Origin of the sequence: Actinomadura sp., from assembly GCF_044508335.1 — a bacterium.
Classification (GTDB): domain Bacteria; phylum Actinomycetota; class Actinomycetes; order Streptosporangiales; family Streptosporangiaceae; genus Spirillospora.
Genome location: NZ_JBIQHY010000047.1, coordinates 32,358 through 45,300, shown reverse-complemented (window position 1 = coordinate 45,300; position 12,943 = coordinate 32,358). Strand labels below are relative to the sequence as shown.

At 73.2% G+C, this 12,943-nt stretch carries 11 protein-coding genes and 1 pseudogene; 5 read left to right on the top strand and 7 right to left on the bottom strand.

Going from position 1 to position 12,943, the window contains the following annotated elements; translation table 11 throughout:
- The 7 genes and pseudogenes from ACIWVC_RS17955 to ACIWVC_RS17925 all read right to left on the bottom strand — a co-directional run.
- Window positions 1-664, bottom strand: a pseudogene (locus tag ACIWVC_RS17955) (Fe-S cluster assembly protein SufB); the annotation flags it as partial.
- The gene (locus ACIWVC_RS17950; RefSeq protein WP_396454348.1) at window positions 661-1,500 is read right to left on the bottom strand and encodes a helix-turn-helix transcriptional regulator; all 840 of its coding nucleotides are present in this window, start codon (window positions 1,498-1,500) and stop codon (window positions 661-663) included. The gene ACIWVC_RS17950 and the pseudogene ACIWVC_RS17955, both read right to left, overlap by 4 nt.
- A gap of 80 nt (window positions 1,501-1,580) precedes the next feature.
- A complete protein-coding gene (locus ACIWVC_RS17945; protein ID WP_396454347.1) occupies window positions 1,581-2,567 on the bottom strand; it encodes a universal stress protein in 987 nt (328 codons plus the stop codon).
- Window positions 2,564-4,018 (bottom strand): amino acid permease, encoded by a 1,455-nt coding sequence (locus tag ACIWVC_RS17940; protein WP_396448730.1) that lies wholly within the window; start codon window positions 4,016-4,018, stop codon window positions 2,564-2,566. Before ACIWVC_RS17940 ends, ACIWVC_RS17945 begins: the two co-directional genes overlap by 4 nt.
- Window positions 4,015-4,950 (bottom strand): carbamate kinase, encoded by a 936-nt coding sequence (gene arcC / locus ACIWVC_RS17935; RefSeq protein ID WP_396448731.1) that lies wholly within the window; start codon window positions 4,948-4,950, stop codon window positions 4,015-4,017. Before arcC ends, ACIWVC_RS17940 begins: the two co-directional genes overlap by 4 nt.
- A 10-nt stretch (window positions 4,951-4,960) precedes the next feature.
- Window positions 4,961-5,974 carry an ornithine carbamoyltransferase gene (gene argF, locus ACIWVC_RS17930; protein ID WP_396448732.1) on the bottom strand — a complete coding sequence of 338 codons (1,014 nt, stop codon included), beginning with the start codon at window positions 5,972-5,974 and terminating at the stop codon, window positions 4,961-4,963.
- Between the two features lie 31 nt (window positions 5,975-6,005).
- A complete protein-coding gene (locus ACIWVC_RS17925) occupies window positions 6,006-7,247 on the bottom strand; it encodes an arginine deiminase (RefSeq protein ID WP_396448733.1) in 1,242 nt (413 codons plus the stop codon).
- Between the two features lie 199 nt (window positions 7,248-7,446).
- Between ACIWVC_RS17925 and ACIWVC_RS17920 the strand changes: the two genes are divergently transcribed.
- The 5 genes from ACIWVC_RS17920 to polX all read left to right on the top strand — a co-directional run bounded on the left by ACIWVC_RS17920 (window position 7,447) and on the right by polX (window position 12,869).
- The gene (locus tag ACIWVC_RS17920; RefSeq protein ID WP_396448734.1) at window positions 7,447-8,385 is read left to right on the top strand and encodes an ABC transporter ATP-binding protein; all 939 of its coding nucleotides are present in this window, start codon (window positions 7,447-7,449) and stop codon (window positions 8,383-8,385) included.
- The gene (locus ACIWVC_RS17915; RefSeq protein ID WP_396448735.1) at window positions 8,382-9,149 is read left to right on the top strand and encodes an ABC transporter permease; all 768 of its coding nucleotides are present in this window, start codon (window positions 8,382-8,384) and stop codon (window positions 9,147-9,149) included. The genes ACIWVC_RS17920 and ACIWVC_RS17915 overlap by 4 nt, the downstream gene beginning before the upstream one ends.
- A gap of 3 nt (window positions 9,150-9,152) precedes the next feature.
- On the top strand, window positions 9,153-10,103 hold the full coding sequence (locus ACIWVC_RS17910; protein ID WP_396448736.1) for an EamA family transporter: 951 nt from the start codon (window positions 9,153-9,155) through the stop codon (window positions 10,101-10,103).
- 141 nt (window positions 10,104-10,244) lie between these two features.
- On the top strand, window positions 10,245-11,081 hold the full coding sequence (gene prcB, locus ACIWVC_RS17905; RefSeq protein WP_396448737.1) for a proteasome subunit beta: 837 nt from the start codon (window positions 10,245-10,247) through the stop codon (window positions 11,079-11,081).
- Window positions 11,082-11,150: 69 nt separating this feature from the next.
- Entirely contained in the window at window positions 11,151-12,869 is a 1,719-nt protein-coding gene (gene polX, locus ACIWVC_RS17900; protein WP_396448738.1) for a DNA polymerase/3'-5' exonuclease PolX, read from the top strand.
- Window positions 12,870-12,943 lie beyond the last annotated feature (74 nt).

Here is a 12,943-nt window from a genome sequence, read left to right as displayed (position 1 = left end):
TCAGCGTCCGCTCGAACTGGCCCATGTTCTCGGTGTTGATCCGGAAGTAGGCCTGGAGCGGGATCTCCACGTGCACGCCCGGCGGGACGTACACGAACGAGCCGCCCGACCACACGGTGGTGTTCAGCGCGGCGAACTTGTTGTCGCCGACCGGGATCACCGAGCCGAAGTACTCCTGGAAGATCTCCGGGTGCTCGCGCAGGCCGGTGTCGGTGTCGACGAAGATGACGCCCTTCTCCTCAAGGTCCTCGCGGATCTTGTGGTAGACGACCTCCGACTCGTACTGCGCGGCGACGCCCGCGATGAGGCGCTGCTTCTCCGCCTCGGGGATGCCGAGCTTGTCGTAGGTGTTCTTGATGTCCTCCGGGAGCTCCTCCCAGGAGGACGCCTGCTGCTCGGTGGAGCGCACGAAGTACTTGATGTTGTCGAAGTCGATGTCCGAGAGGTCGGAGCCCCAGGTGGGCATCGGCTTCTTGTTGAACAGCCGCAGCCCCTTGAGGCGCAGGTCGAGCATCCATTCGGGCTCGTTCTTCTTGGCCGAGATGTCGCGGACGACGTCCTCGTTCAGGCCGCGGCGGGCCGAGGCGCCGGCCTCGTCGGGGTCGGCCCAGCCGAACTTGTACCTGTCGAGCCCCTCGAGCTCAGGGTGGGCTGCCGTAGTCATAGGGAGGTCCCTCCGGACTCCTCGTCACTGATCTGTGTGTGTTCGGGGGGATCCCCCGGGTCCCCCGCGTCCCCGCCGGGGGCGACGCTCGCGGCGGGATCGCCGGCCCCGTCGCTCCCGCACAGGGAGCGCGGGCTGACGTGGGTGGTGCAGATCCCGTCGCCGTGGGCGATCGTGGCCAGCCGCTGCACCGGGGTGCCTAGCAGCCGGCTGAACGCCTCGGTCTCGGCCTCGCACAGCTGCGGGAACTCCGCGGCGACGTGCGCGACCGGGCAGTGGTGCTGGCACAGCTGCTCGCCGCCGCCCGGCTGGGGGGCCTTCGCGGCGGCGGCCGCGTAGCCGTCGCCCGACAGGGCCTCGGCGAGCGTGCGGACCCGCTGCTGGGGCGGCGCCTCCTGCACCACGGGCCGGTACCGCTCCTCCAGGTCGGCGATCTGCCGCCGGGCGAACTCGGCGACGGCGCGGTCGCCGGCCTTCTCGGCCAGGAACCGCAGCGCGCTGCTCGCCAGGTCGTCGTAGGCGTGCACGAACGCGCTGCGCCCGGCGTCGGTGATGGCGAACCACTTGGCGGGGCGCCCCCGGCCGCGCCGGGTCTGCGGCACCCGCGCCTTGCGGACCTCGATCATGCCCTCGGCCAGCAGCGCGTCCAGGTGCCGGCGGATCGCGGCCGGCGTGAGGCCGACGCGTTCGCCCAGCGTGGACGCCGTGACCGGGCCGTGCTCGAGGATCAGCCGGGCCACCCGCGCGCGCGTGTCGCGCTCGGTGTGACCGGGAGCGGACGGCGCGCCGGACGGCCGCGCGGCGGCGGCCCCGGTGGTCGTCTGATCCTCGCTCACGTATTTCACAACATCAGTGTGCCGTAATTCCTTCCCGCAAAACACCGGAACGCCGATGTCGTAGCTCACGCAGGTAAGGCTTACCTAACCTGGGCTTTCTCTCCCACGGTCGGCGCGGCCGCCCCGCGCGGCAGCAGCAGCACCGGGCACGGCGCGGCACGGACGATCTTGCCGGAGGTCTCCCCGAGGAAGACCTTGCGCAGCGGCCCCTCGCGGCTCGACAGGCAGGCGAGGACCTCGCCGTGCAGCATATCGACGGTGCCGAGCGTCTTGGCGATGTCGGTCCCGACGGCGGTGAGCCGCTCCACCGGCGTCCCGCCGCCGAACATCCCGGCGGCGTAGCGCAGGTCCTCCTCCGCCTGGGCGAGCTGGCGGTCCAGCACGCCGCCCGGGGCGCGGAACTTCGCCGCCAGGCCGGGCGGGCGCAGCACGAGGGTGAGCAGCCGCAGCTCCACGCCGAGCCGGTCGGCGAGCGCGGCGGCCGCCGTGAGCGGCCCTTCGCCGTCCCGGTGCCGCCAGTACGCGACCGTCATCCGCGCGAACCGCTTCGGCGGGTGCGCCGCGTACCCGCGCGGGGCCAGCATCACCGGGACGGGCGAGCCGTGCAGCAGCTGGTCGGCGGTGCTGCCGATCGCGACCCGCCCGCGCCGCCCGCGCGGCGCGGAACCGGCGACGATCAGGCCGGCGCCCGCCTCCGCGGCCACCTGGAGGAGGCCGCGCCCGCTGCTGCGGTGCGCGTGGACCCGCAGGTCGACGGCGCGCTCCGGCACGCCCAGCTCCCCGAGCCGGGCGGCGGCCCGGCGGAGCGCCTCGTCGGCCTGGCCCCTGAGGTAGGCGACCCATTCGGCGTCCACCGCGCCGGGGCCGGGGGTGGGCCAGGGCGGCGGATGGACGTGGGCGGCCGTCAGCGGCGCGTCCATCGTGCGGGCGAGCAGGGCGGCCAGCGCGAGCGCGTCGTCGCCGCGCTCGTCGGGCGAATAGCCGACCAGCACGCGCGGCGCGCCGGTGTCGTTCCCGTTCACGGCGTTCGTGGCGTTCGTGGCGTTCGTGGCGTTCGAGGCGTTCACGCCGTCCCCCTTCCCGCGGATTCGCCCGCCAGGCGCGAATGGCGGCGGCCGTACAGGAAGTAGGCGGCCAGCCCCACGGCGCACCACAGCGCGAACACCGCCCAGGTGACGCCGCCGAGGCCGACCATCAGATACACGCAGAACGCGACGCCGAGCAGCGGCGTGACCGGGAAGAGCGGGGTGCGGAAGCTGCGCGGCAGGTCGGGCCGGGTCCGGCGCAGCACGATCACGCCGACGCTGACCAGCGCGAACGCGAACAGCGTCCCGATGCTGGTGGCGTCCACGAGCCGGCCGAGCGGGATCACCGCGGCGAGCAGCCCGATGAACACCGCCACGATGACGGTGTTGGCGACGGGCACGCGGCGGCTGGGGCTGACCCTCTGGAAGACGTCCGGGACGAGCCCGTCCCGCGACATCGCGAACAGGATGCGGGTCTGCCCGTACATGACGGTGAGGACGACGCTGGCGATGGCGATGACGGCGCCGAGGGCGAGGACCATCGACGGCCACGACTGCCCGGTCGCCACGTCCAGCACCTCCGCCAGGGACGCCTCCGAGCCGCTGATGTCGAACCTCTCCCAGTGCATCGCGGCGACGGCGGCGAGCCCGACCAGCACGTAGAGGACGGTGACGATGGCGAGCGACAGCACGATCGCGAGCGGCAGGTCGCGGCGCGGGTTCCTGGCCTCCTCGCCCGCGGTGGAGGCGGCGTCGAAGCCGATGTAGGAGAAGAACACCTTGCCGCCGGCGGCGCTGATGCCGGCCCAGCCCATCGGCGCGAACCCGCTGAGGTTGCCGGCCTTGAACGCGGTGAAGGCGACCGCGCAGAAGAACAGCAGCACGCCGATCTTGAGGAACACCATGATCGTGTTGGCGGTGGCGCTCTCCGACGTGCCGCGCAGCAGGAGCAGCGTGGCGATCAGCACCACGACCACGGCCGGGATGTTGACCAGGCCGCCGTCGCCGGGCGGGTTGCTGAGCGCCTCCGGGATCACGAACCCGAACGCGGAGTCGAAGAACGCGTTGAGGTAGGAGCCCCAGCCGACCGCGACGGCCGACACCGAGACCGCGTACTCCAGCAGCAGGCACCAGCCGCAGACCCAGGCGACCAGCTCGCCGAGCGTCGCGTAGGCGTAGGAGTACGACGAGCCCGACACCGGGATCGTCCCGGCCAGCTCCGCGTACGACAGCGCCGAGAACAGCGCGGTGACGGCGGCGAGGACGAACGACAGCACGACCGCCGGGCCGGCCAGCGGCACCGCCTCGCCGAGCACGACGAAGATGCCGGTGCCGAGGGTCGCGCCGACGCTGAAGAAGGTGAGCTGCAGCAGGCTCATCGAGCGCTTCAGCTCGCCGCCCTCGCCGCGCCCGCCCTCGGCGACGATCCGGTCGACCGGCTTGGTGCGCAGCAGGCTGCGGGCGAAGCCCCCCGGCGCCGTCCCCGTGGTCACAGGGTGCTCTCCAGCGGCCAGGTGGCGTTGGGGGTGACGATCGTCCCCGCGGTGCCCGCCAGGATCTCCACGCACTGGTCGAGCAGCCCGATCGCGGCCATGTCGCCGGTCCGCTCGACGAAGCTCGCCGCCGCCTCGGCCTTGGGGCCCATCGAGCCGGCGGGGAAGTCCTCGGCGCGCAGCTCGTGCGGCGTCGTGTGGACGATCTCCTCCTGCTCGGGCGTGCCGAAGTTCCGCATCACCCGCGGCACGTCGGTGAGGATGAGCAGCGCGTCCGCGTCCATGCTCTCGGCCAGGACGGAGGCGGTGAGGTCCTTGTCGATCACCGCCTCGACGCCCTGCAGCCGGCCGACGTCGTTGCGGAACACCGGGATGCCGCCGCCGCCCGCGCAGACCACGACCGTCCCGAGCCGCACCAGCTCCCTGATCAGCCGCGTCTCGATCACCCGCTGCGGGCGCGGGGACGGCACGACGCGGCGCCACTTGTCCCCGTCCGGGCGGATCGTCCAGCCGTACTCGGCGGCCAGCTTCTCCGCGTCCTCCCGGTCGTAGACCTGGCCGACGAACTTGGCCGGGTTCTCGAACGCCGGGTCCACCGCCGACACCAGCGTCTGGTTGATCATCGCCATGACCTGGCGGCCGGGCAGCGCGTTCTGCAGCGCCTGCAGCATCCAGTAGCCGATCATGCCCTGGGTCTCCGCGCCGATCGTGTCGAGCGGGTAGGGCCGGGTCAGGTTCGGGTCGTTGACGCTCTCCAGCGACAGCACCCCGACCTGCGGGCCGTTGCCGTGCGTGATGATCAGCTCGTGCTCCTCGGCGAGCGGCGCGAGCGAGCGCACCGCCCGGTCCACGTTCGCCCGCTGCGGCCGGGCGTCGGGGATCTCGCCCCGTTTGACCAGCGCGTTCCCCCCGAGCGCGACGACGACGCGCATCCGCTCCCCCTCACCCGCCCGGCCGGCCGAGCGTCGCGACCATGACCGCCTTGATCGTGTGCATCCTGTTCTCGGCCTCGTCGAAGACGATGGAGGCGGCCGACTCGAACACCTCGTCGGTGACCTCCAGCGCCTCCAGGCCGGTCTTGCGGTAGATCTCTTCCCCCACCGCGGTCTCCCTGTTGTGGAATGCGGGGAGACAATGCATGAACTTGACGTCCGGGTTGCCGGAGGCCCGCATGACCCCGGCGTTCACCTGGTAGGGCTTGAGCAGCGCTATGCGCTCGTCCCACACCTCCTTGGGCTCGCCCATCGACACCCACACGTCGGTCATGACGAAGTCGGCGCCCCGCACGGCCTCGGCGACGTCCTCGGTGAGCGCGATGTCCGCGCCGGTCGCGGCCGCCGCCTTCCTGGACGGCCGGACGACCGCCTCGTCGTCCGGCCACAGCGACCGCGGCGCGGCGATCCGCACGCTCATGCCGAGCAGCGCGCCGGCGGCCACATAGGAGTGGCCCATGTTGTTGCGCGCGTCGCCCAGATACGCGTACGCGACGTCCCGGAGGGGCTTGCCGCTGTGCTCGCGCATGGTGAGCATGTCGGCGAGCATCTGCGTGGGATGCCACTCGTCGGTCAGGCCGTTCCACACCGGGACGCCGGCGTGCTCGGCGAGCTCCTCGACGAGCCGCTGGCTGGAGCCCCGGTACTCGATGCCGTCGTAGAACCGGCCGAGGACGCGGGCGGTGTCCTTCATCGACTCCTTGTGGCCGATCTGCGTGCCGCCCGGGTCGAGGTAGGACACGTGGGCGCCCTGGTCGTGCGCGGCGACCTCGAACGCGCAGCGCGTCCGGGTGGACGTCTTCTCGAAGATCAGCGCGATGTTCCTGCCGGTCAGCGCCCGGCGCTCCGTCCCGGCGCGCTTGGCGGCCTTCAGCTCGGCCGCGAGGTCGATGAGGTGCTCGAACTCCCGCGGCGTGAAGTCGAGTTCCTTGAGGAGGCTGCGGCCGCGGAGGTCCAGCGTCATGTCCGGTCTCCCGAGTACGAGGGCGGCGGTGTCAGGCGTCCCGGACGAGCGGGCAGGTCATGCAGCGCGGGCCGCCCCTCCCCCGGCCCAGCTCGCTGCCGCGGATGGTGATGACCTCGATCCCGTTCCGGCTCAGGTGGTTGTTGCTCGTCGCGTTGCGCTCGTAGGCGACGACGACGCCGGGCGCGACGGCGAGGACGTTCGCGCCGTCGTCCCACTGCTCCCGCTCGGCGGCGAACACGTCCTGCGTCGGGACGAGGACCCGGATGCCGTCCAGGCCGAGGGCGGCGGCGATCGCCCGGTGCATGTCCTCCGGCGGATGGTCGGTGATCTTCAGTTCCTTCTCGGTGTCGCCGGGCTCGACGGTGTGCGACGGCAGCATGCCCATCCCCGCGTAGGCGGTGAACACGCCGTGGTCGACCATCGTCATCACCGTGTCCAGGTGCATGAAGGCCCGCTTGTGCGGCATCCGCAGCGCGACGATCCGGGTGCACGACCCGGCGGCGAACAGCGACTGCGCGAGCATCTCGACGGCCTGCGGCTGCGTCCGCTCGCTCATCCCGACCAGCACGGCGCCGTTCCCGATGACCAGGACGTCGCCGCCCTCCAGCGTCGCCGGGGCCATCGCCGTCCCGCTGTTCCACACGTGGAAGCCGCCCTCCTCCGGCCGGCCGTAGCCGGCGGCGAACAGCGGATGCCACCGGTAGATCGCCTCCATGTTCACCGTCTCGCGCATCCGCGCCTTCTTGCGCATCGTGTTGATCGAGACGCCGTCGTAGATCCAGCAGGACGTGTCGCGGGTGAACAGGTGGTTCGGCAGCGGCGGCAGGATGAACCCGTCCATGGGGATGGAGTGGAACGCGATCGACGCGGGCGCGGAGATGCGCTCCAGGATCTCCCGCTTGGTGATGCCGCCGATCAGGAAGGAGGCCAGCTCCTGCACGTCCATGGAGTCGAAGCAGTTGCGGATCGCGTCGGTGGCCAGCGGGCCGAACCAGTGCGGGTCGACGACGGCGTCCAGGATGTGCTTGCGCGCCTCGGGGATCCCGATCGTCTCGGTCAGCAGGTCGATCAGCAGGTGCGTGCGCACGCCCTCCGCCCGCAGGACGTCCTCGAACTCCTCGTGCTCCTCCACCGCCCGCCTGACCCAGAGCACGTCGTCGAACAGCAGCTCCGCCGCGTTGGACGGGGTCAGCCGCTTCAGCGACAGCTCCGGCCGGTGCAGCAGCACCTCGCGGAGCCGGCCGGCCTCCGAATCGACGTGGAACCGCATCCCCCACCTCCTCGGGGCCCGGCCGCGGCGCCGCATGACCCCAGCTCACCGGGCACGGCCCGGCGACAGATCCGGAATTCCCCGCGCTCCGGCGCGCGAAACTGGACCGCCTCCGGCCGCGGGCTTCGCCCGGCCTTCACCCGCCCGAGCTGCGGGACCCCGCGCGGAGCCGTCCGGCCCCGGACCTAGACTCGTCTGCATGACACCCCCCGGAGGCGGCGGCCGAGACGACGCGGTCGAGCTGCACTCTCTCGTGAAGCGCTACGGCCCCGTCAGGGCCGTGGACGGCCTGTCGTTCAGCGCGCCGCGCGGCGCGGTGACCGCGCTGCTCGGCCCGAACGGCGCGGGCAAGACCACCACGATCGAGATCTGCGAGGGGTTCCGGCGGGCCGACTCCGGCACCGTCCGGGTCCTCGGCCTCGACCCCGCCGCCGACGGGCGGGCGCTCAAGCCGCGGGTCGGCGTGATGCCGCAGTCCGGCGGCGTCCCGGCGACGGCGCGGGCCGGCGAGTTCCTCAAGCTCGTCGCGTCCTTCCACGTCGCGCCGCTCGACCCGGCGGCCCTGCTGGAGCGGCTCGGCCTCACCGAGCACGCCCGCACCCCGTTCCGCCGCATGTCCGGCGGGCAGCAGCAGCGCCTCTCCCTCGCCGTGGCCATCGTCGGGCGGCCCGAGCTGGTCTTCCTCGACGAGCCGACCACCGGCCTCGACCCGCAGGCCAGGCACGCCACCTGGGAGCTCATCGAGGAGCTCCGCGCCGCCGGGGTGTCGGTGGTCCTCACCACCCACTACATGGAGGAGGCCGAGCGCCTCTCCGACCGCGTCGTCATCGTCGACCACGGCAAGGTCGTCGCCGAGGGCGCCCCCGAGGAGCTGACCGGCGCCGAGCGGCAGCTGCGGTTCCGCGCCCGCCCCGGCCTCGGCCTGGACGAGCTGCTCGCCGCGCTGCCGGCCGGCAGCGCCGCCAAGGAGTCGCCCGCCGGGCACTACCTGATCGAGGCGGACGTGCGGCCCGAGCTGCTCGCCACCGTCACCGCCTGGTGCGCCTCGCACGGCGTCATGACCGAGGACCTGCGCATCGAGCGCCGCACGCTGGAGGACGTCTTCCTCGAACTGACCGGACGGGAGCTGCGCTCATGACGACCCCGCTGGACCTGTCCCCGGCGCCGGGGGCCGTGCCGCTGCCGCGGATGGTGCTGTCGCAGGCCGGCTACGAGTTCCGCACCGTGCTGCGCAACGGCGAGCAGCTGCTGCTGACGCTGATCATCCCGGTGGTGCTGCTCGTCCTGTTCAGCGCCACGTCGCTGCTGGACCTCGGCGGCCGCCGGGTCGACTTCCTCACGCCGGGCGTCCTCGCGCTCGCGGTGATGTCCACCGCCTTCACCGGCCAGGCGATCGGGACCGGGTTCGAGCGGCGCTACGGCGTCCTCAAGCGGCTCGGCGCCACCCCGCTGCCGCGCGCGGGGCTGATCGGCGCCAAGACCGCCAGCGTGCTGGCGGTCGAGGCCGTGCAGGCCGCGGTGATCTGCGCGGTGGCGCTCGGGCTCGGCTGGCGGCCGGACGGCGACCCCGCGTCGGTGGTCGTCCTGCTGCTGCTCGGCACCGCCGCGTTCTCCGGGCTGGGCCTGCTCATGGCCGGGACGCTGCGCGCCGAGGCGACCCTCGCCGCCGCGAACCTCGTCTACATCCTGCTGCTGGCCGTCGGCGGCGTCGTGTTCCCCCTCGACAAGTTCCCCGGCCCGGTGCGCGGCGCCCTGGAACTGCTGCCGATCTCGGCGCTGGCCGAGGGGCTGCGCGACGTCCTGCGGGACGGCGCCGCGTTCCCCGCGCAGCCGCTGATCGTCCTCGCGGTGTGGGCCGCCGCCGCCCTCGCCCTCGCCGCCCGCTTCTTCAGATGGGAGTGACGGGTGGCGCTCGCTGACGCGCCCGGCGGCGCGTCGCGGGCGGCCGGGCGCGCCCCGCTCGCGGCGCGGCCGCTGTCGCTCGGGTCGGTGCCGCCGCCCGCGCTGATCCTCCTCGGCATCGTGTCCGTGCAGGTCGGCGCCGGCCTGGCCAAGCACCTGTTCGAGCGGCTGCCGCCGACCTCCGTGGTGTCGATCCGGCTGCTGGCCTCGGCGCTCGTGCTGGGCTTCGTCGCCCGCAAGGCGCTGCGGACCGTGCCGCGCGACCACCCGTGGACGAGCCTCGCCGTCGTCGCCGGGTACGGGATCTCCCTCGCCGCGATGAACTTCGCGTTCTACCAGGCCCTGGCGCGGATCCCGCTGGGCGTGGCGGTGACCGTCGAGTTCCTCGGCCCGCTGTCGGTCGCGATCGCCGGCTCCCGCCGCCCCCGCGACGCCCTGTGGGTCGTCCTCGCCGGCGCGGGCGTGGTCATGCTCGCCCGGGGCGGCGGCGCCACCGATCTCGCCGGCATCGCGTTCGCGCTGCTCGCCGCGGTCGGCTGGGCGTCCTACATCCTGCTGACCGCCGCCACCGGGCGGCGCATCCCCGGCACCACCGGGCTGGCCCTGGCCAGCATCATCGGGACGCTGGTCATGCTGCCGGGCGGCATCGCGGCCGGCGTCGCGGCGGGCGGCGGCGCCCTCCTCGACCCGACGCTGCTCCTGATCGGCCTCGGCGTCGGCCTCCTGTCGTCGGTGATCCCCTACTCGCTGGAGCTGGAGGCGCTGCGCCGGGTGCCCGCGCGCGTCTTCGGGATCCTGATGAGCCTGGAGCCCGCCGTCGCCGCGCTCGTCGGCGTGGCGGTCCTCGGCGAGGTCCTCGGCGCGCGCCAGTGGGTCGCGATCGCCTGCGTCATCGTCGCCTGCGCCGGCGCCACGCGGGGCCAGAAGGAACCGGTCGAGGCTCCCGAAGCCTGACCCGGAGCATCCGGGGGATCCGGAGGGCGTCCACCCACGGCGAAACCGTGCGAGTGGCGGCTCGGCGGGGCCGCGTGGAAGGATCGGCGTGTAAGGATCAAGGGGGCCACGGGTCGCCCCAGCGCGGGGAGAGGAGCAGCCGTGATCGGCCGGACCGAGGACCAGGGGATACCGCCCGAGTTCTTCGAGGCGGGGTCGGCGTCGTTCGTCGACTTCCTGCGCCTCCACTCCCCCGAGCTGCTGCCCGTCAACCGGCTGCCGGAGGGCGACGCCCCCGAGCTGCCGCACGGCACGACCGTCCTGGCGCTGACGTTCCCGGGCGGCGTCATGATGGCCGGCGACCGGCGCGCCACCCAGGGCAACCGCATCGCCTACCGGGAGCTGGACAAGGTCCAGCGCGGCGACGAGTTCTCCGCCGTCGCGTTCGCGGGGACGGTCGGGCTGGCGCTGGAGATGGTCCGGTTGTTCCAGGTCGAGCTGGAGCACTACGAGAAGATGGAGACCGTCTCGCTGTCGCTGCCCGGCAAGGCCCGCCGACTGGGCGCGGTCATCCAGGCCAACCTCGCGCAGGCGATGCAGGGCCTCGCGGTCGTGCCGCTGTTCGCCGGGTACGACCCAGGCTCGGGCGAGGGCCGCATCTACACCTACGACATCACCGGCGCCCCGCAGGAGGCCCGCGACTTCCACGCGGACGGGTCCGGCTCCCCCTACGCCATGGGCGCGCTGAAGAAGCTGTACCGGCGCGACCTGTCGCTGGAGGACGCCGCGACCGTGTGCGTCCACGCGCTCTACGACGCGGCCGACGACGACACCGCCACCGGCGGGCCCGACCCTACGCGGCGCATCTACCCGACGATCGCGGCCGTCACCGAGGACGGCTACCGGCGCCTGCCCGAGGACGAGGTCTCCGCGATCGCCGACGAGGTCATGCGCGCCCGGATGGACAACCCCGGCGGCCCGACCGCGCCCCTCCGCTGATCGGGGGACGTCAGGGCGCGGGCCGCGCGAGCACGGGGAACGTCGGACCCGGCTTCTAGACTCGGCCGTATGGCACGCGCGAACGAGGAGGCCGCCGCCCTCATCCAGGAGCTGGCCGACCTGCTGTCCATCACCGGCGGGGACGCCTTCAAGATCAGGGCGTACGAGAAGGCCGCGCGGGCGATCGCGGGCCACCCCGACGACATCGCCGGCCTCGACCTGGCCGGGCTCCGCGAGATCCCCGCCGTGGGCGAGGCGATCGCCAAGAAGGTCCTCGACTACACCGCCACCGGCACGATCCGGCAGGTCGAGGAGCTGCGCGCGCAGATCCCCGCCGGGGTGCGGGCGCTCACCGCCATCCCCACGCTCGGCCCGAAGAAGGCCCTCGCCGTCTACGAGGAGCTCGGGATCTCCTCGGTGGACGAGCTGGCCGCCGCCATCCGCGAGGGCCGGCTGCGCGGCCTGAAGGGCTTCGGCGCCAAGACCGAGGAGAACATCCTCCGCGGCATCGAGCTGATGCGCAGCTCGGGCGAGCGCGTCCTGGTCGACGCCGCCGCGGGCGTCGCCGACGAGGTCGTGGCCGCCCTGTCGGAGCTGCCCCAGGTGGAGCGGTGCGCCCACGCCGGGTCGCTGCGCCGGATGCGCGAGACGATCGGCGACGTCGACGTCCTCGCCGCGTCCCGCGACCCGCGCCCGATCATGGCGGCGTTCACCGCGCTGCCGTTCGCCGCGGAGGTCATCGCGGGCGGCGACAAGAAGACCTCGATCCGCACCGCCAAGGGCCTTCAGGTCGACCTGCGCGTCGTCCCGCCCGAGTCGTGGGGCGCCGCGCTGCAGTACTTCACCGGCTCGCAGGCCCACAACATCCGCACCCGCGAGATCGCCGTGAAGGCGGGCCTCAAGCTGTCGGAGTACGGCCTGTTCGACGCCGAGTCGAACGAGCTGATCGTCTCGGAGACCGAGGAGGAGGTCTACGAGCGCCTCGGCCTGCCCTGGATCCACCCCGCCCTCCGGGAGGACACCGGCGAGATCGAGGCCGCCCTCAGAGGCGAGCTGCCCCGCCTGGTCACCGTCGACGACCTGCGCGGCGACCTGCACACCCACACCGACCTGACCGACGGCGTCGCGTCCCTGGAGGACATGGCCGCCGCCGCGCGCGAGCGCGGCCTGGAGTACTACGCCGTCACCGACCACGCGCCGAACCTGGTCATGCAGCGGATGACGGACGAGAAGATGCTCGCCCAGCGCGCCGAGATCGCCGAACTCCAGAAGCGGTGCCCCGACCTGGTGCTGCTCCACGGCACCGAGCTGAACATCGACCCGGACGGGAACGTCGACTGGGACGCCGGCTTCCTCTCCGGGTTCGACGTCTGCGTCGCGTCCGTCCACTCCCACTTCACCCAGGACCGCGACGCGATGACCCGCCGGCTGATCCGGGCCTGCGAGAACCCGCACGTCCACGTGATCGGCCACCCCACGGCCCGCAGCATCGGCCGCCGCCCGCCCGTGGACGCCGACTGGGACGAGGTGTTCCGCGCCGCCGCCCGCACCGGCACCGCCATGGAGATCGACTCGTTCCCCGACCGGCTCGACCTGCCGGCCGACCTGATCCGCCGCGCCAAGCGGTTCGGGGTGAAGTTCTCCATCGACACCGACGCGCACTCGCTGGCGAACCACCGCAACATCCGCTACGGGGTCGGGACCGCCCAGCGCGGCTGGCTCACCCCGGACGACGTCATCAACACCTGGCCCCTCGACCGGCTCCGCGAGTTCCTCCGGCCGGCCTGACCGGCGGCCCTCCGGAGACGGGAGCCGTCAGGCGGGCTGCGGGGACTCGGGCCGCGGGGACTCGGCCTGCGGGG